The organism is Sphingobium sp. (assembly GCF_003248505.1).
Taxonomy (GTDB): domain Bacteria; phylum Pseudomonadota; class Alphaproteobacteria; order Sphingomonadales; family Sphingomonadaceae; genus Sphingobium.
Genome location: NZ_QFOA01000062.1, coordinates 1 through 19,831, shown reverse-complemented (window position 1 = coordinate 19,831; position 19,831 = coordinate 1). Strand labels below are relative to the sequence as shown.

The 19,831-nt window shown below is 66.5% G+C and carries 17 protein-coding genes; 1 reads left to right on the top strand and 16 read right to left on the bottom strand.

Going from position 1 to position 19,831, the window contains the following annotated elements; translation table 11 throughout:
- Positions 1 to 268 precede the first annotated feature (268 nt).
- A complete protein-coding gene (locus DI606_RS15550; protein WP_168847374.1) occupies positions 269 to 691 on the top strand; it encodes a hypothetical protein in 423 nt (140 codons plus the stop codon).
- On the opposite strand, the gene DI606_RS15545 is transcribed toward DI606_RS15550, so the two are convergent.
- From DI606_RS15545 to DI606_RS15470, 16 genes are all read right to left on the bottom strand, one after another.
- Complete coding sequence (locus DI606_RS15545; RefSeq protein ID WP_168847375.1) at positions 688 to 4,431, bottom strand: conjugal transfer protein TraG N-terminal domain-containing protein; 3,744 nt, start codon at positions 4,429 to 4,431, stop codon at positions 688 to 690. The genes DI606_RS15550 and DI606_RS15545 overlap by 4 nt on opposite strands.
- Before the next feature lie 14 nt (positions 4,432 to 4,445).
- Complete coding sequence (locus tag DI606_RS15540; RefSeq protein ID WP_168847376.1) at positions 4,446 to 5,873, bottom strand: conjugal transfer protein TraH; 1,428 nt, start codon at positions 5,871 to 5,873, stop codon at positions 4,446 to 4,448.
- Between the two features lie 53 nt (positions 5,874 to 5,926).
- Positions 5,927 to 6,508 (bottom strand): hypothetical protein, encoded by a 582-nt coding sequence (locus tag DI606_RS15535; RefSeq protein ID WP_168847377.1) that lies wholly within the window; start codon positions 6,506 to 6,508, stop codon positions 5,927 to 5,929.
- A complete protein-coding gene (locus DI606_RS15530) occupies positions 6,505 to 7,383 on the bottom strand; it encodes a conjugal transfer protein TraF (protein WP_168847407.1) in 879 nt (292 codons plus the stop codon). Before DI606_RS15530 ends, DI606_RS15535 begins: the two co-directional genes overlap by 4 nt.
- A 35-nt stretch (positions 7,384 to 7,418) precedes the next feature.
- Positions 7,419 to 8,024 carry a S26 family signal peptidase gene (locus DI606_RS15525; protein ID WP_168847378.1) on the bottom strand — a complete coding sequence of 202 codons (606 nt, stop codon included), beginning with the start codon at positions 8,022 to 8,024 and terminating at the stop codon, positions 7,419 to 7,421.
- A complete protein-coding gene (locus tag DI606_RS15520; RefSeq protein ID WP_168847379.1) occupies positions 7,996 to 8,853 on the bottom strand; it encodes a type-F conjugative transfer system pilin assembly protein TrbC in 858 nt (285 codons plus the stop codon). The genes DI606_RS15525 and DI606_RS15520 overlap by 29 nt, the downstream gene beginning before the upstream one ends.
- Positions 8,825 to 9,826 (bottom strand): conjugal transfer protein TraN, encoded by a 1,002-nt coding sequence (traN, locus tag DI606_RS15515; protein WP_247650913.1) that lies wholly within the window; start codon positions 9,824 to 9,826, stop codon positions 8,825 to 8,827. The genes DI606_RS15520 and traN overlap by 29 nt, the downstream gene beginning before the upstream one ends.
- 239 nt (positions 9,827 to 10,065) lie before the next feature.
- Positions 10,066 to 11,928: a hypothetical protein gene (locus DI606_RS15510; protein ID WP_168847409.1), complete on the bottom strand. Its 1,863-nt coding sequence runs from the start codon at positions 11,926 to 11,928 to the stop codon at positions 10,066 to 10,068.
- Positions 11,929 to 12,194: 266 nt separating this feature from the next.
- On the bottom strand, positions 12,195 to 13,208 hold the full coding sequence (locus tag DI606_RS15505) for a TraU family protein (protein WP_168847380.1): 1,014 nt from the start codon (positions 13,206 to 13,208) through the stop codon (positions 12,195 to 12,197).
- A complete protein-coding gene (locus DI606_RS15500; RefSeq protein WP_211091140.1) occupies positions 13,205 to 13,912 on the bottom strand; it encodes a conjugal transfer protein TraW in 708 nt (235 codons plus the stop codon). Before DI606_RS15500 ends, DI606_RS15505 begins: the two co-directional genes overlap by 4 nt.
- Complete coding sequence (locus tag DI606_RS15495; protein WP_168847381.1) at positions 13,902 to 14,135, bottom strand: hypothetical protein; 234 nt, start codon at positions 14,133 to 14,135, stop codon at positions 13,902 to 13,904. The genes DI606_RS15500 and DI606_RS15495 overlap by 11 nt, the downstream gene beginning before the upstream one ends.
- Positions 14,132 to 14,467 carry a hypothetical protein gene (locus DI606_RS15490; protein ID WP_367119483.1) on the bottom strand — a complete coding sequence of 112 codons (336 nt, stop codon included), beginning with the start codon at positions 14,465 to 14,467 and terminating at the stop codon, positions 14,132 to 14,134. Before DI606_RS15490 ends, DI606_RS15495 begins: the two co-directional genes overlap by 4 nt.
- The gene (locus DI606_RS15485) at positions 14,467 to 16,986 is read right to left on the bottom strand and encodes a TraC family protein (RefSeq protein ID WP_168847383.1); all 2,520 of its coding nucleotides are present in this window, start codon (positions 16,984 to 16,986) and stop codon (positions 14,467 to 14,469) included. Before DI606_RS15485 ends, DI606_RS15490 begins: the two co-directional genes overlap by 1 nt.
- On the bottom strand, positions 16,983 to 17,606 hold the full coding sequence (locus DI606_RS15480) for a TraV family lipoprotein (RefSeq protein WP_168847384.1): 624 nt from the start codon (positions 17,604 to 17,606) through the stop codon (positions 16,983 to 16,985). Before DI606_RS15480 ends, DI606_RS15485 begins: the two co-directional genes overlap by 4 nt.
- 35 nt (positions 17,607 to 17,641) lie before the next feature.
- Positions 17,642 to 18,952 (bottom strand): TraB/VirB10 family protein, encoded by a 1,311-nt coding sequence (locus tag DI606_RS15475; RefSeq protein WP_168847385.1) that lies wholly within the window; start codon positions 18,950 to 18,952, stop codon positions 17,642 to 17,644.
- Positions 18,949 to 19,731 carry a type-F conjugative transfer system secretin TraK gene (locus tag DI606_RS15470; protein ID WP_168847386.1) on the bottom strand — a complete coding sequence of 261 codons (783 nt, stop codon included), beginning with the start codon at positions 19,729 to 19,731 and terminating at the stop codon, positions 18,949 to 18,951. Before DI606_RS15470 ends, DI606_RS15475 begins: the two co-directional genes overlap by 4 nt.
- Positions 19,732 to 19,831 lie beyond the last annotated feature (100 nt).

The window sequence follows — 19,831 nt, the reverse complement described above, 5'->3', positions numbered from 1 at the left end:
CTGCTCCCCTACAACTGGGTAGATAGTCGCGCCACCGCCAGCCCCGTCATCGATCAGGCCGCCTGAGCGCTCCCCTGTGGGAGTGTTTTAGCGCTTACATCACAGCGCCCTATTGATCACACCAACAAGAGTACGTTTGGAAAGGAGGGAAGGGGGGCGGGGCATCGCGGAGGCGGCTGAGGGACATCACAATTTCGCAATGCCGGTGATCAACAGTTCTAACGAAGCCTCGATTTTGTTATGAAGGCGAGGCTAAGGAGATTGCTCCATGTCGTCAGAAACTTGCAGTGATGACCAAGGGCCCGACGAGGCTACCGAACAGCCGGCCCGCTTGCGAGCATCCGATTATCTCTGGAGACCTTGGTACGCCAAAATGTGGTGGGCCGCGATCCCACTCTATTGGGCGCCGGCCGGAGGTCCGACCCGGATCGCGTGGCTGGCTGACTTCTATGAGAGCGGCTACGCGGTCGTCACCAACATCGTGTTCCTGCCAGTCACTGCGCTCTTCATCCTTGGGCTCCGCTACTTTGGGCGGTTTTTGGAAGAGGGCGAGCCCGTCGATCCTCCCTTGGACATCGGTTATGGAACTCGCCGCGGCTGGGGGATGCCACATCCTACAATGGACGAATTTGATCCTCGGTCAGGTCCGCGCTGGATCGGCAACCATGGGCATGACGAGCTTCCGCGCTAGTCCTTCCTGGTCTTGTACGTTGGGTCGCCATCGCCGCCGCTATGGTCACGATCGGTTGTGAACCTCCCGCCCTTGAGGATTGCCGACTGTTCCATGGAGGTGATGGGCGCCGCGTAATCCCATGTGCCTCGCCCCGAGTCCGAATTCTCGAGATAGCGGTTCCGTAGCCCGTCACTTCCCATAATCCGGTTGCCCAACTCCTGAGAGAAGGTTGCGGCGGGATCGTTTGATCGGGCTGCCGATTTCTCAGCTGCCGCGATTGCAGAGCGAACATCGTAGTTGGCGATATCCATCGTCGACGTGGCCCTGGAACTGGTCGAGCCGGTATCGCGACTGTCGATGCCAACCTGGACACCAGCGTGACCGCGACTTCCCCGCGAACCTTTGCCAGTCGTGCCACCTCTTCCCGATCCCTCTGCTACGCCCGAGCCGACAGTTGCACCACCCCCAAGATTGGCGCCCCACGACGTACCCATCGTCGTCTGCTTCTCAGCGCTGCGTGAAAGCGACCGCTGCCAGCCGGTCTGCGCCATGATGGCCTGAACGTCCCGCTGGAGCGTGTCGGCGACCTGGGGCTTGAGCCGCCACTCGCCCTTGCGGTCCATCTCGAACCCGCCGCGCAACCAGTTCGCCATTGCCGTGCGGCCTTCCTCGCCGCCTCCCATGAAATGCTCGATCGTGTCGGGGCCGGCTTGCTTCCCTGCCTCGAACCGGGTGCTGGTGTCGCTGCGCGCCGATTGCTGGAAGCCGGCGCTGCTGGAGACGAGCAGGTCGTTGTCCGCGAAGCTGAACCGGGCCGATCCGCCGTTCGCGAGCGCGCCGAACTGGCTCTCGTTGATCAGACCGGCGCGAAGCAGCTGGCCGGCGCGCTCTGGGGTGACATTCATCGCCAGATCGCCATTCTGCGCCATCGCGATCTCGCGCTTCGACATGGTAACGCCCTCGGCGCGCAGGAGGCCCTGCATGCGGCTCAGCCGCTCATTGTCGACGATGCGGGTGAGCCGTTCGTTGCGCGCGCGGTCGGCGATACCGGCCGCGCCACCTTCGGCCATATCGACCTGGTTGCCGGCGGTCCGGCTGAGGGCCTGAATGAAGCTGTCGAGCCGCGCTGCTTCACGGGTCGATACACCGGCGGCGGACGCGCCTTCCGCGAAGCCGAAATTCTCGGACTGGCGGCGTTGCTCGCCAATCCGTGCCGCCGACCGTGTGCCTCCCGTGCCTACCTCGCGCTGCGCGTCGAGCTTGCCCGAACGCTCGGCGAAATCATAACCCGCCGCTTCGCGCGTGCGACCATAGACGCTGGTACCCTCGCGCCCGGCCTCTGCTGTCGCCCCATCCGCGGTGCCGACCTGTGTTGCCACATTGTACGTCTCGAGAGCACGCAGGACCTGCGCCTCGTTCCGACCGGTAGCGCGGGAGAGTTGGGAAACGGCAGAGCTTCGTGCCTCCCCCGAGAGCGCATTGATGAAGCCGATGCGGCGCGCGGTCTCCTGGGGGGAGAGGCCCAGCATCTGGGCTGCGTCGCGCTGGCCCTGGTTGGTGCCGGTGCGCAGCGCCTGCTCGGTCGCGACATTGCCGCGCTCGACCGCTGCAACCTGGTCGCCGGCGAAGTCACGCCGGCCTTCCATCGCGCCGACCTGGGTCTGGGCCGAGGTCAAATCGTTGGCGATCATCGCTTCCTGGTCATAGGCATTGGCGATGAGCTTGGCGAAGGTCGGGTCGGACTGAGCCTCGCCGATCACTCCAGACGCCTTGAGCTCGGCATCCTTCGCCGAATAGCCGCCGCGCTCGAAATGCCGCGTCGCGGCCTGCATCATCATGCCGTAGGCGCGCTGGTCGCCGAACGCCCGCCACTGGACGAGGTTCTGGGCGAAGGCGCCGAACGCCTTCTCGCCGGCCTCGCCTTGGCCAAAATAGTTGGTGCCGAGTTTCCGCAGCGCGTCCTTCTCGGCGAACTGGTGGATGGCGCTGGTCGCGGCGTTAGCCTGGACGGCGCGCGCGACGGCCGGATCGGCGAGATCGCGGCCACCAAGTGCCGGTGAGAGCGAGCCCATCTGGCGTGCGCCTTCGATCCCGCCGAGCGCGAACGCAGTGCCGCCCGCCGTTGCCGGCCGTTCGCCGATGATCCGGTTCGCCTCTCCGAATACCCGGTTGCTTCCGAAGGTCGACCGTTCCCCGAAATCCCCGAAGCTGGCCGAGGCATTGGCGCGGGCGCGGGTGCCGGCGGCGGATGCCTGGCTCTCGAGCGCCGAGGCAAAGCCCTCGGTCGTCGCGATCGGTGCGGCCGCGGCTGCGCCTTGATGCGCAACGCCGAGCGCGCCGCTGGTGAAGGAGGTGAATACGTTACCCGAGAAGCGGAAGACGGTGAACACGAACGCACCGGCCAGCCCGGCGGCGGCCGTGCGGAAGCTGCCGAAGATTGCGAGCGCCTTCATCGCCGCGGATGGCGCCAGCAGCCAGGCGTTAGCCGCGAGTGCGTTCGATCGCATCTCCTGGAGGACGTCGGCGGCGCGGCCCAAAGTGAGCTGGTAAATGCCGGCGTCGATCACGCCCCAAAGCGCCACGAACACGAACAGGCCGAGCGCGAAGCTCGCCACGCGCATGTTGATCGGGGTCAAGATGAACAGCAGTGCCACGGGGATCATGAAGAGCATGATCGCGAACACGGTCGCGCGGATCGTCGGCATCCATTCATTCGCGACCGACATGGTGGCGAGCCCATTGGAGACGACCGCCCGATTGGCCATGACCCGCGCCGCGGTCGCCGGCGAATCCTCGAACAGCACGTCGCCGACGGTGTTGGCGAGCATGATATGCGTCAGCAGCGACTGTGCGGTCAGCGGGCGCCCGAGCATCATCTGCCCCATCTCGCCGAGTTGCTGCCGGCACCGGGCGAGCTGCTGGGCATTGCCGGCATCGAACCCGGTGCGCGCGCACACCTGCCGGCTATAGCCCTCGAACAGGGTCGGGTCGGACAGCCGTTCCGAGATGTGGTCCCAGGCGTCGGTACAGCTCACCGTCGTGCCGCCCTTGTCGCTTTCGGCATAGACCGTCGAGAAGGTCGCCGGCCCCGCCATTGCCGCGAAGGCCGCAGGCAAGTCGGTGGTCGTGCGGAACAGCTTGTCGTCATCGACGCCGTATGCTGCCGAGACGCGCGCGACCGGATAGCATTGGCGGACATAATCCTTGATCGTCGCATCGAGGAAGGTGTCGGTCATCGGCCCGCGCGGGCTGACGGCGTTCAGGAAGAGATCGAACGAATGCCCGCCCGCGCCGAACTCGATTTTGGCGTTCGGATCGAGGGTATTGTCGTCGATCGTCTCGACCAGCGCCCGCTCGATCATGTTGGTGGCGCCGGCGATCAGCACCAGCAGGACGGGCACGTCGCCGACTGGCTGATAGGCGTTGCGGACCCGGTCATAGACGTGAACCGTGCCGGTGGTGGCGACGAGACCGACGAACAGTCCGATGCCGATCAGTATCTGGAACCCGAACGCGACGAGCCCCATGCCGGAACCGCGCACGCTGGCAAGGAGTGCCCCGAGCGCGATCCCGACCGTGGCGATGATCAGGACCAGTGTCTCGTAGCGCGGGTCGCCAAAGATCATCGATACCAGCCGGAACGCGTCGACCGTCTCCGCGAAGCCGTCATAGGTGTGGAAGCTGGTCTCGACCGCAAGGGCGGGCGAAGCGACGAGCAAGGCGGGGAGGGCGGCGAGGATACGGGCGAGGCGGCGCATGGAGGGCTCCCCGGCTATTGGTTGCGGTTCGAGGCGGCGCCGGCGGCGTCGCGCGCATCGCGGTCGCGCTGGCGGATCAGTCCGGCATAATTGGCGGAGAGGTTCGCCTGGCCCAGCGCGGCCATATAGCTCTGGCGCATCTGCGCGCGCTGCCGCAGCACCTCGTCGCGCAGATCGCGCAGCTGCTCGATCCCCTTGGTCAGAATACGCGTCTGACAGATGTTGGCGCTGTTTCCGTCGGAGGCGCCCGCAGCGCTCGCGCCGCGCTCGGCGTTGCTGACGGCGAAGTCGATCGAACGGGTGAGGTCGTTGAGCATCTGATAGGCCAAGGTGAGCGCCACCAGCTCGTCAGTGTCGCCGATCACCGAATCCACCACGCCCTGGCGGACGCCCCATTCGAGCATCCGGTAGACCGGCAGCGTCCGGACATTGGCTACGAACTGCCGCTCTTCCGCCGACAAGGCCGCGCGGGTGCGGATCTTGGTCGCGATCGACTGCATCCGCTCGCGGGCAAGTACGAGCGCGCCGCGGCCCGGGCCGTCCTGCGAGCAGTCCGCGCCGGTCGGCGGCACGTTCAGCGAGCGTTTCCGCACGCGCCCAGTCAGAAAATCCTGCGCGCTTTCCGTATCCTGTGCAGGACATTGCGGAATCGCCGTGAACAGCGGCACTTTGTCGGCGGGGTCCCAGCGCATATAGACGTCGCCGACGCGGGCGCGCATCACGCTCGCCCAGTCGCCCGCGCCGACGCGCGTCGCCGCATGGCCGAGCAGCGAGCCGGTACGGAAGATGTCGGTGACTTCCGCGGGGCAATTCGTCAGCGCCTCGCGGAGATCCTCGGTCGGATTGTTCTTGTTCGCCTCGATCCGCTCGCGGCTCTGCTGGTAGCTCTTCGAAAAGCCCTGCTTGACCGAGCGGTATCCGGTCATCTCCTCGATGATCCCCGACATGTTCTCGTCGCCTCTGGCGATCTGGACCATGCGGTTGGCGAGCCGGCAGTCATTGACCTGTATCGAGTTCAGATAGTTGGTCGCCGCCTCCATCTTCGAGATGATGTTGCCCATCTTTTCGTCGAGCGTTTCGAGCAGATACTGGAACGCGACGGCGGGTGCCGCCTGGAGGATGCTCTCGAGTTTCTGCACGAGATAATCGGGGTCGAGGAACGACATGCCGCCGAGGAACATGTCGATTCCGCCGCAGCCGGCTTTCACCTTGGGGAGCGTCACCGACATCAAATAGTCGTTATGGACATCGACCCGGCCGGACATGCCGCCCGCGGTCACATAGCCCCGGGTCTGATCCTCGAAGCTGCCCGGGCTCGTATAGGTGACATTGTCGAACCAGCTTTCCGCCCAGCTCTGGGCGTTCGCCGGACTGGCGCCGGCAGCAATGGCGAGCGTCAGCCCAGCGAGGAGAAGTCGAACGCGTGCAAGGCTCGGGAACATGGCGGGCTCCTGTGAGATCGGATGGAAAGGGGAGACGCTGTGCCCGCCATTGCTCAGCGCCTCGATCGCGACGGTTGCGGCATCCCGACGATGCCGGTGAATTTCGACATGGCGCGCACGCCGACCGCTGGCCTGACTCCGGTCAGCATCTTCGCCGCGAGATAGAGGTTGCGCGCCAGGTTGGGCGCATGGTCGGTGCCGATGGCGACAGGAACAATGCGCTCGGGATCGGTGAGCGGCCTGACCCAGGCGACCGGGTTGCCGACCCAGGGCAGGCCGAGCCGCCCCGAGCGGAGCATCGCCTCCTGTGTACCGATCGTGCGGACGCGCCAGCGATAGCGCTGCGCCAGGCCGGTGAGCTTGGTCCACAGGTCGCCGCAGGGGACGCAGCCGGGGCTGGTGGTCATCTCGATGACGAACGCGGGCCCCTGACCACGCAGCGTCGCGTCGAAGTCGTCCGGATAGTCCTTCGTAACGGGCACCCGTGACAGCCAGGTCTGCATCGCCTTGCTATCGGCGACGGGATGGATAGCGGCGCGCATCGCCTGGTCGCGCATCACGGGTTGCGCCTGCGCGGTCGAGCCCGCGGCGATTGCCGCGATCGCGATGCCGATCGGGAGCGGAAAGCGTCTCATTGATCGCGCCCGGCATTGGCATCGACGAGATCGCCGCCGAGGGCTCGGGGATCGGTCGCGGAAACCGGGCCATTGGCGAGAGCGTCGAAGAAACCGTCATCCTCGCCGGGACCGGTCAGGAACTGCTCGGGCCGGATATCGCCGCGAAGCAACCGGACCGCCTGATAGGCCATCTGCGCAAGGTTGGGATAAGCCTCGACGCCGCTCGCGATTGTCATGCGCTGCGCACTGCCGCGGCGGATCACCATCGTCGTCGGCGTGATCTCGACGCCGAACCGCTGGCTAACCTCGGGACGCCTGTCGACGTCCATCAGCGTGACCTGCCAGCCCATTTCCTCCTGGAAGCGCTGCACGATCGGCCACTGCACGCGGCAATATCCGCAGGTCGAGCGCGAGAACATGACGAGCGCGAACTCACCCGCATGCGCGCGGAGATAAGAACGGCGGATGGCATCCTTCTGCGCCGTCAGCTCGGAGCGGGCGTCGCCGACCATCGGGTTGGCGGATTTCGAATTGAGTTCCGGGTTCTGGAGCATTGCGAGCTGGGTCACGCCCGCAAAGGCCCGCGCCTTGCGCCGCGCAAAATCCTGGAGTCGCCAAAAGTCGGCGACAGCATCGACCGTCAGGACCGTCGCCGCATAATCGCGCTGCTGCTCGATCAGCTTGCGGATCTTCGGGGGCGTCCAGGTCGCCAGTTCGGCCATCGGGGGGATCGCCGGCTTGTGAAGCGCTTCCGGGTCATCCTCCGCCGGGGTGGAGGGCTTTGGCGCCTCGTACCACCAATAGCCCTGCTTGCGGGGGGCATCGGGTGCCGGCTCGCTCAGCCGCCGGCTCGCAGTACCTTGCGCAAAGGCGGGTGCGGCCGACAGGGACATGGCGATAGCGAGCGCGACCAGGGGACGGCGGCCGATCACAGCAATCGCTCCATGCGCGTGAGAGTGGCGATCGGCACTAGGCCGAAATAGCGGCTGTCGAACCCTCTGGGATGGTTCGAGCCAACGTAGATCATGCCGGCGGGGACCACGCCGCTCCACTGCATATGGTCGAGCTTCTGCCCGTGGATGCCGTAAGGCAGGCTGACCCCGAGCAACTCGCCATTGCAGAAATAATAGCCATCGAAGGCATTTCGCGCTGCCACCGAGGGTTTTTCGATCTTGGTCAGGCGGTCGCCCGGCATACACAGGGCATGTTTGGTCACCTTGACCGGCTTTGGACCGGCGATCGGATGATGGAGCGTGAACATGACATAATCACCCCGGGCGATCGGACCCGGCGCCTGCCGGACCGCGAAGGCGTCGATCGACGGCGTCATCACCAGACTGACCTTGGGAAGCGCGATTCCAGCGACAAGCGCAACCGGCAGGACGACCGCCAGAACCTGCCACAAGCGTTCCGGCCTCGCGGGCTCGCCATTGCCCGGTGCGCCGAGTGCGACAGCGGCCTTGCCGGGCAAGCGCCGCAGCCGAGGCCAGAGGCCGAGCAGGGCGCTAGCGAGCGCCCAGAAGAGCCTGAGCATCTCGTACCTCCCTGTCTCCGCCCAGCCGGGCATATTCCTCGAACATGCCCGAGAGTGCGCTGTCGCCGTAGACGACGTGCGACGCCCTCGGGCTCTCATCCTCCCGCTCGCAATAGGCCTGGGTCGGGTCGCCCGGGATCATCGCGAGCGCCGGCACCCGGGTGACCGCGTGCTGGCGAAATACCATCGGGTCGATGATGACCTGGACGCTGCGCATAGCGCAGGACGGACCCTCGCAGCCGGGATCGAGCCGCAAAATCTCCGCCGTCAGCTTCGCCATCGGACCGACCTTGCGCAACCCGCCGGGAATCCCGCGAAACGCGATCACGCCGTGGACGCGTTCGAGCTGGGCGGCATAGGCCCGGAGTACCGGCACCGGCATCGAGGACGACACGAACAGCACCGGCACCCACGCCTTGATCGCACGGGCAGCGCCTGCCTTCGCCACGGCTTCCATCTCGCCGGGCTCGAGACCGAGTGCCTGGCGTAGGCGTTTCGCCTGCGCCTCGCGCTCTGCCGCCATGCGCGCTTCTCCCGAAGCCAAAGCGGCGCGGGCGCGCGCGTCGATCGCGGGAGCGGGCAGGCGTTTGCGCAGGCCTTCAAAGGCACGTCGGCGTTCGGCTTCGCTGGCAGGTTGCGGCAGCCTCGGATCGGGCACGTCGGTCCGTTCACGCTTCGCTCGGGACACGGCGCCCTTCACGCGTTCCATCGCGGCGTCGCCCTGGTCCTGGATCTTGTCGCGGGACGAGTCCTGGGCGAGCGCCGCAGTCGCCAGTAGCAAGCCTAGCGCCGCCAGCACGCTATTGGTCGATGGCGTTGAGATACGCATCCACGCGCTCCTTCATATCGATCTGGATGTCGGATTGGGCGCGGGCCTCGATGTCCGCATAATATTCGGAGAGGTCGATCTTGCTGAAATCCAGCGCCTGAAATTCCTCGGGCGTGAAGCCGCGGCAGATCGGCTTTTTGGGCGTGCCCCAGCCGACTCCGTTGAAGGATTTGAGCTGCGGGCGGCCCTGCTCCTGGATGATCCGACCGAGCTTGGTGTTGAAGCAGCAATGGCCGCGCGCCTTTTGCAGGCAGACGCCGAGGAAGCTCGCGGTGCAATAGCTGCCGACCTCGTGGCACATGCCCGAGCCGCGCAGCATCGCGGTCTCCATGTCCTGCTGGTCGCAGCCGGAGAACAGGAACTCGACCATGAAATTGATCGCAAGGCTGATCGCGATCGAGGTCGGATCGAGCCCGATGATTAAGGCGTTCGCCCCGGCGCTGGCCGCCTGGCCCGCCGTCGCTCCGGCACGGAACGCCGTGAACGCCGCGCTCATGCCGGTAAAGACGCCTTTGGCGACGGCGATCTTGGTACCGATCGAGCCGATCGACGAGCCCATGCCGTCCTTGACGATCTTGCCCTTGTCCTTGCAGCAATTGGACAGCGTGTTGCTGATCCCGGGCGGGCGGCAGCGCATACCGCGACCGCTGAAGATCTCGACGGTGCCGAGGCAATTGCCCTCGGCGTCGACTGGGCCGTCGGCGGGGACGCCGGGGTCGTCGACCGGGGGCTCCTCGACGATCGGGGTGCTGGAGAGATCCGCGCAACTGTTCGGCGAACAGGCCGGCCCGCCATCCTGCGCGAGGCAGGCATATTGGGGCCCGAGCGGGCAGCTATAGCTGCCGCCGGGCTGCTCGACGCACGAGACTTTCTCGAGCGGGCATTGATACTGGCCGGCGGACGTCATCTCGCACGACGCGAACTCCCCACTGTCGCTGGCGTCGCCATTGCCGTTGAGATCGGCCGCGCACATCTGCTGGCCTGCCCCGGGATTAGGCCCATGACCGGGACCAGGGCCCGGGCCGGGATCGACCGGGGGTTCGCCCGGCTCTCCGGGCAGATCCGGTTCGGGATTGACCGGCAGCGCGAGGGCGCGCTCGGAAGGCTGCGGCGCCATGACCTGTGCGTGCGCGAGGCCGGACGCCATGAGGAGCGCGGCGCCCGCCAGCATCCAACAGGCGGCCATGCGCGGGGTGAGGAAGTGCCAGCGGGTCATTGCGGGGCCGCCGTGCATACGAGGTCGGCACCGGCCAGCCGGACGGTCTGCATCATCACCACTGCCTCCGGGAAATCGTCCAGGCAGCCGCACGCCGAGACGATTTCCTCGCCTGGCCCTGCCGGGCAGACATTGTTCGTGCCGCAGCTATGGTAGAAAATGTCGAACGAGGCGGGATCGTTCTGCTGGCTGCCGACCACCCCCGCAGGAGCGGCGGCGTTGTTCACACGCGGGGCGCGCGTCTTGCAGATTGGCTCGCAGGCAGGGACGGAGCCCCGATCCGGAAGCGCGAACGGCCGTGTCGACGCAGAGAAGCTACCGTCGCTGTTGCGGGTGCGATCGGCGAGCATCGTCTCGGTCGATCGATCGAGGATGTACGCGCCGCGGCTGAGGTCGGGCTGGGGCAGCGTCCCATTGTCGATCTCGCAACTGTAGCTACGCTCCTTCAAGAAGAAGTCGCGCCGCAATTCGACCGCACAGGCACCGTTCCCGAGGATGCGTGTTTGAGGAAGCGGACGCAGCCCGGTCTGGACGCCCGCCCGGAAGGTCTGGACACCATCGACATTCTCGTCGGTCAGGCGGCAGCGCGAATCCGAGGCGGTGGGCGCGCACAGATCGACGACCTGCTCGGTGGTGCGGCAGCTGGTGTCGAGCTCGACATGGATTTGCGCGAACGCTTCGCCTTCGCCGCCGACGGCGACCCGCAGCCAGATCTCGTGGTCGCCGGGCGTCAGATATGGCTTGAGGTCGAGGTTCGGATAATTGTGCCAGGTCTTGCTCCGTTCGCATTTGGAGCCGGGCAACGAGGACGAGGTCCATGAGCCCGGATCGGCCAGCACCAGATTGCCGTCGATTCGGACCTGCGCCGCGTCGTCGAAATAGATATGGCTCAGCCGCGCGTCGCGGATGCGATCGGCCGCGCCGACGTGCAGCACCATCCGATAGTCGAACAGCCGGCAATTGCCGCCGCGCAGTGAATCGTCCGTGGGCGATCCCATCAGCCAGTCGATCGACGTAGGGCTGCGCACTTCAGAATAACCGCCGGCGACCCGCGAGATGATGTCGTCGGGGCCGACCTCGTCCATCGCGACCTGCCGCTCGATCGTGCAGCGGCGTGTTTGCTGTCCCTTGGCCGACCCAGCGGGCGAGGCGGCGAGCGCTTGGAACACCGCGTTGCCGGTCGATGCAGCGACCGCGTCCCCGGCAAGCGCATTGGGCGTCGCCCGATAGACAGTCTGCGGCAGCTCCGGATTGCTCGAGCAGGCGGTCGATTGCGCGCCGACATAGCGGATGCTCGGTCCGTCGATCACCGCCTGCGCGACCCCGATCCTTGGGTCCGCCGTGGTCAACGCGCCGATCATCCCGCCGCCAAGATCGCCCAGCACCGAGGGAAGGTTGCCCCAGGCGAGATTGGCGCCGCAGCTATTGTTGATGCAGTAGCAGCCGGCGAGTTCGGGCATGTTGACCTCGGTGAGCTTGAGGCGGCGAGCGGCGTCCACGTCCCAGCGGAAATAGTTGCACAGGCTCCAGCTGCCGGGCTGGCACGAGATCACGCCGTTCGCGCAAATGCCGGAGACCGGGACGGGCAGGGTGATGCGGCTGTCGACAGTGCCGTCCATATCCGTGTCGCGGGCGATCTGGACCGTGCCGAGGTCTCCGGTCGAGGCCGGCTGCACCACCACTTCCATCAGCGTCGCCGTCTTCTGGCAGGCGAGGTTGGGCGTGAATGTCTTGCTGCTATCGACCGTGGTGATCGGCTGGCCGGAGAGGCCGGGCGTCACATAGTTGCGCTGGATCGCTTCACTGTCGGCCGATTTGGCGCGGGAGGCCTCGGCCGCGGTGCGCGCGCGATCTTCCATCGACTGGGCGAGCACGGCCGCGGGCAGGAACAGGGTGGCCAGCGCGGTCGCTTTCACGGTCCAGACGAGAGGAGAGCATCTGGAGCGTGGGGGGAGCGAAACGACCGCGCTGGCCGGGGGTGGAGCGGCGCCGCAGGGGGGCTTCGACGCCGCTCCTGTCTCGTGCGCGCGCCGGCGGCCGTCAGGGCCTTGGCGGGCAGACCTCCGGTATATGCCGGCGGCGTCCACGAGACGTTCGGGAAAGGGGTGGGGGACAGGCGATCCGCTCATGGCACCGGGATCCCGGCGCAGCAGATCACCTTCTCGAAGAGCATGAACTGGGCATTGTCCTTGCCCGGCGCGTGTTTGCCGCTGGTCCACAGCGAGCCGGGCCTGCCGATATTGACGCACTTGCCGCCCTTGACCGGCTCCATCAGCTGGAGCTTGTAGCGCGACTTGGTCCAGATCGGGCTGGGTTTGAACGAGCAGCCGTCGGACGAGGAAATTGTGAGCGCGCCAAGCCGCCCCATCATGAACGTGCCGCGCGCGGCGAGCCCCGCCCAGGCCTCGACACTGTCGTCGAAATGGATATCGCCGGCGATCGGATAGGTCGCGCCCCAGCTGCCCATGCACCAGAAAAGGGGATCGATGACGTTGCCCGCAGCCGCTGCTGCGCTGTCGCCCATGCAGGCGAGACCCGCGGCGGGATTGCCGAACAAAATGCCTTCGGGCTGGATGATCGCGCCGAGTGTCCCCGACTGCCACGTTGGCAGCACCTCGGTGATCAGCGCGACATCGAACCCGTCATCCTCCAGGCAGGGAAGATCGGTGAACATGTCGAGCATCGCCCAGACCGGCGAGATGTAATAATGCATCTGTGCGAACATCTTGCGCGTGTTGGTGCCATCGGCGATCGACGACTGGCTGCCCTGCAGCCTGCCACCCGTCTTCATGAGATCGGCACCGAGCGCCATCATGCAGCCGGGCTCGGTCACCACATCGACCATGCGGTTGGGAGACCAGTAGGAGACCTTGACCCCGAACCAGAACTGCACGCCCTTTCGGCACGCGCAGAGCGGCTTCGACGCCGATTGCGCATCGAGCGCCTTGTCGAGCTTGTCGTAGCTTCCGACCCGGATGCCGCCGACCGTGATCGGGAAGATGCAGGTCCAGCGGACCTTGGTGATCGGATTGAAGACGCCGCTCTCGCATTTGGAGGCATGCGCCTGACCCGGCCAGCCGAGCGACGCGGCGACGCCGAGGGCGATGCCGATGAGGAAGATGGGCCAGCGCCGAGTCATCGCGCTGCTCCCGGTACGATGTCCGCCAGTTTGCGACTGCGCGGCCCGAACTCGGTGAGCACAAGCTTCTGCCCCGCCTGCGCAACCACGACGGGCGCGACGGTGAGGCCGAGCCGTTCCTTGACCCGCTCCTCGAGGATGTAGATCGCGCGGCCCGTCTTCTCGGTCAGCGTTATCGGATCGCCATTCTCTTGTCCGAGTGCGGTCAGCAGGATGAAATCGCTCTGCCTCGCGGTCCGCAGCGCCCAGGCGAGATCGCGCGGATGCACGACGACAAGCCGCTGCGGCAGCTTCACGAAGGTCAGCGGGTTGAAGGTGAAGCCCTTGGGGTAGAGCGTCTTACCGCCCGGCAGCGTGATGTCGAAATCGAGCGTGTAAAAGGGGACGACGGTGCGGGTGCGATCGGCAGTCGCCGGCGCGAGCGGCGCGGACTTGAGCGCGCTCCATTTGTCGCGCGGACCGAATGCCTTCGACATGTCGCGCGGCAGCGTCGCAACCTTGGCCTCGATCTCGGACAGCGCATCGGGCTCGGCAATCGGCCAGGTCCGCCCGATCGTGCTGCGTGCCGTCGGAGCTGACTGTGCAGTCTGGGCGTCGGCGGCGATGGCGATGGTGCCGGCGGCCACGACGAGCAGCGCGACGGTCGCGGCCTGGCCAAGCGCCACGCGACGGGCGCGGGGCGGGAAGGGGAGATCAGCGGCCATGGCGGCGCCTCCAGGGTGTGGTGGGAGTATCGGGCGGACCGACGAGCGCGCCGATGAAGGAAGCGCCGGACACGAAGGTCACGATCCAGACCATCAGCCCCAGCCGCTCGGCCACACCCGGTGCAAGCATCAGCAGATAAGTCTGCACGAACAGCAGGACGAAGCCGCCGACGGCGAGGCGCACCGAACCGGGCGAGGGTTTCCCCGAGAGCAAGCCACTCATGACGCCCTCCGTTGCTTGAAGCGGGCGAGCAGGCGGGCGCTCCAGACCGAGAGGCCCAGCAGCAGGAGCCCGCTGGCAAGACAGGAGGCCGCCACGATCAGCGCCGCGCGGGCGACCATGGCAGGGGGCTGATCGAGTGCCATGCCGGCGGCAGCGATCAGCACGCCCATCAGCACGGTCTCGATCGCGACAAGCCGAAACTTCCAGACGAAGGACTCGGCCTCGCACCGCGCGGCGACGCGCGCTTCGATGATCGCTTCGAGCTCATCCTCCGAGCCGAGCGAGAGCGGCAGCTGATCGGGGTGCGGTCTCGTGGGGCGGACCATGGCCATCACTCCGCAGCCTGGGCGACCGGGCCCGCCGGTCCGAGGATTTCGGCGGGATCGACGCCGGCGAGCCGGCACACCGCCTCCAGGGGCGAGAGCCCATGCCGGAGCAACGCTTCGAAAGCGGCGACCTCGTCCGGGGCCGACGTGTTGATCCAGTAGGAGAAGGGATCGACGACGAGCCGTGCGATGCCGAGACCGAGCGGCGAGTCGATGAAGACTTCGCTGTAATTGGGTTTGGAGTTGCGGACCGACTTCAGCAGGTCGAGGACGAACCCGGAATAGTCGAGGATCTTGTTCTCGACCGCGCGGTCATAGGTCGAGCCCTGGAGCAGGAAACGCGTCGCAGCATTTTCGAGGATGACCTGGCCGGTGCCGCCGAACAGGGTCAGGTCATTCATCGACTGGAGGACGATACCGAACGAGCCGCGATATTTGCGCGCGCGCCGATAGCCCTGGCCGAATGCTTCGGCGAGGCGGCTCAGATCCTGGCCTTCGGTGCGGGTCATGAACTGCGCAGCTTCGTCGCAGAGCACAAAGCGCGGCCGATCGCGGGCGGAGAGATAAAGCTCCTGCGTGACCGCGTTCACCACGACCATCACGATCACGTTGAAGAGATCGGGCATGGACTTCAGGCGCTCGAGCTCGAGCACGACGAACTCGTCATTTCGAATGTCGAGCGTCGAGGGGCCGTTGAAATAATGGCCGTAGGCGCCGTCCGACCCGAAATCGCGCAGGTTGAACGCCAGTTCGCGCGACGTCGGCACGAGATGCTCGACCCGGTCGAGATCGCTGCCGGCATGGGCCGGATAGGTGCCGAGCCATTCGCGCACCGAATCGATGCCGTGGTCGGCGCGGCCTGTATCGATCGTCCATTGGACCGCCGACTTCAGCAAATTCCATTCGGACGTCGTGACGCCCTTGCGGGTCGAGGCGTTCGCCATCTCGGCGACGATCGCGACCGCCATGGTGATGGCGGACTGTTTGTCGTCGCCGTCGAGCGCAAGCCCCATGTCGAAAGGATTGAGGACGAGCTGCTCCTCGCCGATGTCGATATAGCGACCCGAGCAAAGCGTGCAGAGTTTGCGATAGCTCCCGCCGATATCGATGATCCGGATCAGCGCGCCGCAAGCGTAATATTGCTGGCACAGATTGTTGAGCAGGAAGCTCTTGCCCGCGCCGGATTCGGCCGAGACGATGAAGTTGTAATTGTTGATGCGGGGATCGAAGAGATCGAGCGTGATCAGCTGACCCTTGCGGCCCGTATAAAGGAGGGCAGGGCGCCCGCCGCCGCGGAAGTCGGTCTGGATCGGCGCCATCAGCACCGCCGCCTTCACCGGCATGCGGAAGTCACGCTCGAGCATGCGCATCGTCGTGCGGTCCGGATAGAGCCCGAACGGCAGGCTCATCGTCAGCAAGGTCGGGTTGAGATAGCTCTCTTCCTGCATCGAGAAGGGCAGCGGTTCGCCTTCCCACAGGCGCTTGGCGCGCGCGGCGAGATCGCGGGCATGGGCACGGTCGCGGCCGAACACCCAGATCGTCGGAATGACGCGGACGAACTTGGAATTGCCCGCCTCGTCCAGGATCCAGCCGATCTCCTCAATCTGCTTGCCGACCTCCACCGCGAACGAGCCCGCCGCTTTCTGCGCCGAGAGGATCTGCGCGCGCTTGTGAATCTCGAACTGCGAATGATCGAACAGGATGTTGAGCGTGTAGAGGAACGGGCCGCCGATCTGGTCGCTGTCCTCGGCCGAGCCGCGCATGCCGCCGAGCAGCCGGTTGGCGCGTTCCGCGGTGATCCGGCGGGCGGGCGCCTTGGGCGTCAGGCATCGCGCGACCTGGTCGCCGAGAAAGACCTCCTGGCCCTCGAACACCAGGTCCGGTCCCGCATCAATGATCTGCTTGGCGAGCGATGGCGCGCCGATCGTCGCGCCATCGGCGAAGACGCCGGGTGCGGGCCGGGCGACGCCGTTGAAAATGCGTCGGTAGAAAGCGACCATCTCTTCAGGGGGGAGCCGGCGGATGCCGAGCTTGGCGAGCTGTTCTTCCACCTGGCGCCGAAGATCCTCGCCGAGGGGGCGGCGCGTCTTGATCGACAGCAAAGTGCGGAAGTTGCGCACCGGGATGCCGTGCAGGGCTTTCAGGCCGTGTCGTCCTTGGCTGAGATATTCGCGGGTATGGCGCGCCGAGGCCTGGATCAGCGGATCGTCGCGGGTCTTGAGGTCGAGAAAGGCGTCGAGCGCGTCGTCGATCAGCGGGTCGGCAAAGGTGTGGAGCTGGAGGACCGTGCCATCCGGGAAGTGGATATTGAGAAGGCCCTGCAGTGCTCCCTGGACGTGCGCGAACATATACGCGGTCGGCACGATCTCCCAGGCATGGCCCCAGCAATCGTCGATGCACAGGAAGGCCTCGGTCTCCTCGTCCCAGGCAACCAGCGGCAGATAATCCGAATAGGCGTCGCGGCGGACCGCGTTGCGGAGGCGCGCATAGGTGAGCCCCCCGTTCCTGCTGCCGGGACCGCTCATTGCTTCGGTTCCGTCAGCGCGCGGGTCCCAGCCACGGCATGCGCCGCCTCCTCCGCGCCATCGGCCACCGCGGCCGACTCCCGGACCTGGCCCAGGATCGGCGCGCTGGCGGCCTGGCTGGGCGGCGCGACGAGGGTGCCGCCGACCACCCAGACGGGCTTGTCGACGATCGAGTAAACGTAGCGAGGCATGTAGAGCCGGTCGGGCCGTTGCCTGTCGGCATAGGGCAGGATCAGCGTGCGGATCGTCCGGGCGGGCTTGAGCATCGGCGTCACCGGCGCTTCGATCAGGCCCTTGAGCTCCTGATAGACGCTGGCGCGATATCCGGCATAGGCGCTCGGGACCGCGGCCTTGCCCCTGCCCCGCACGCGGGCTTCGGCTGACTGGTCGCGGAGCTTCTTGCGGTCGTTGGTGACCGCCGGGTCGGATGTCGAGGCGACACCCGCAACCGCATCCTCATAAGCCCGCTCAGGATGGATGCATTGGCCATGGTCGTCATTCTTGCAGCTGAACTTCTCCGGATAGGGCGACATGAGCGACCCCATCGTCGCGCATCCCGAAAGGAGGAGGCTGGCGCCGGCGAGCGCGAGCGCGCCTGCGCGCGAGGGAAATCTTGGCATGGCGGGGGCTCCCTGGAAGACGGGCGGGCGGCGCATCAGAACTTTGCTCCGACCGAGGGTTTGATTTCGAGGGCGAGGCCCTCCTGGATGACGACCACGACATCCTTCGCGGCCCCCACCTCGACCACCGGGCCCGCCTGACGGGCGAGATCGAGATAGAAATCGGTGAGTTTGTCCGAGGAGCGCGAGAGCCCGGAGGCGACGCCTGATTTGGCCGCGTCTCCCGCATCGAGCGTGCGCACGCTGCCGAGAGCCGATGTCGAGACGTCGCCGAACGTGCCTTCGACCGACTGGGAGATGCCCGCGATCGTGCCGGCAATGAACGAGCGCGCGAGGGTCGCCCCGGCGCGGGTCACGACCTTGCCGGACAGGCCCTTCTTGCCATCCGCGTCGACGAAGAAGCCCTTGATCGGCTGGTCGACCACGGCATGTTCGTCGAAATCGACGCAGGAGATCGAAACGAGCTGGATCTCGACCCGCTCCTTCGCGAGGCTTCCGGTCGCGTTGCCGATTACGAAGCATCCGGACAGGTTTGCCTTCACGTCATTCGGCAGGACGGCGGGCGCCTGAACACGCGCGATGATCGGTTCGGGATTGCTCGTCGCATCGCGGCTCGCGAGTGCGTCCACTCCGGTCAGAAGCCGCGCCTTCATGAAACCAGGCGGCAAATAGATCGTGCGATTGGCTTTTTTTGACCGCGCCCCGCCGGCTGCGCCTCCCTCGCTCGCTGGCGCGGAGATCGCCGCGCCGATCGCGCCGACCTGCCGCTCGGTCGGCGGCGCGGGCGGGGCGGGAGGTGCGGAAGGCGCCGCAGGCGGTGGGGGCAGCGACCCAGCCTCGCCGCTCGCCTCGGGCGGCGCAGGCGGATAGGCCGGGACCTCGCCAGGCAGAGCCGGGGGCAGACCCGCGTCGGTGCCGTCGGGAGGGGCGTGCCCCGCGGTCCCACCGGGGGCGATCTTGCCTTCTTCGATGGCGGTCACGCGCTCGCCGAGCAGCGACTGGCCGTCGAGGATCTTCTGCAGGTCGCCCCGCATCTTCAGCTCGAGACTGTCGCCACGGAGCCCCGCGCCCATGTCGAGCTTCGAGGCTTCGGGCACCGGCGCTTGTTCCTTGGTGCCGCTCGAACTTGCGGAATAAAGACCATAGCCCAGCACCGCGATCGTCGCCGCCACGCTGATCTGTTTGGCACGGAGCCGTTGATCGGAGGTGAGGCGGGACCATTGCGATCGCAGATCGAGCAGTGCCGGACGATCGGCGCCGCTGTCGAGTGCTGCGCCCGCCGCGGCGTCATGGCGTTCGGGAAGCGGCGCTGGCTCGGGTGCACCGGTGTCGGGGCCGGCGCTCATTGTGCGATACTCCGGCGCACGACGATAAGGCGCGCGCTCTGGCTTGGAGCCAGCGTGAGCCGGTCGAGCGTCACCGCGAAGATGTCCGGCCCGAACGCGCCATCGAGGAAGGCGCGCTCCTCAAGCGACACCGCGTCCGTACTGCTCACCAGATACTCGCTGGCCGAGAGCCCGGCACCTTCGATCGCGAGCCGCCGTCGTTCGCCAATCTGAACGCCGGGAAGGTCGGGGAGCGTCAGCCGCTCGCGGCTTGGCGCCACCTCGGTGAACGATGCGGGAACGCGGTCCTGAAGGAGCGCGAGGACGATCCCGACCGCGCGCTCCTCCTCGACTAGGGGTCCAAGCAGCGCGTCGTTCGCCCGCGCCCGCTGGGTGGCGCCGGGCACCAGGGTGACGGTTTGCGCCGGGATATCGGCGGGCTCCGCATAGAGCGGGTAGATCGCGCCGTTGCACGAGACGAAGAACTCGGACGGCGTCGTCACATAGGTGCGCGTCTTGGCCCCCATATCGTCGGTCTCGAGCAACAGGAACTTGACCCAGGCGTCCGAGCCGCCGCGCTCGACGGCGAGACCCTTCTCGGCCGAAAATTTGACGTCCTCGATGTCGCCGCCGACGCAGACGACGTGATTGACGTCGCGGTTCGAGAGCCGGACGCGGCTGGTCTGATCGGGCAGCGCTGCGATAGATTGGGCGACTGCCGGCGCAGCAGCCGTCAGCGCGGCGAGGCCGCAGGCAAGCGCCGATAGGCGCACACGGCTCCTTCTACCGAATCTCGGCATTGAAATTCTCCAATGAAAGGAATCAAGAGGCAATTTGCGCAGCGTTCGGGCTTTCATCCTCGAATTCCGTTCCCATTGGTCCGCTCGCGCCTGCCGCGGA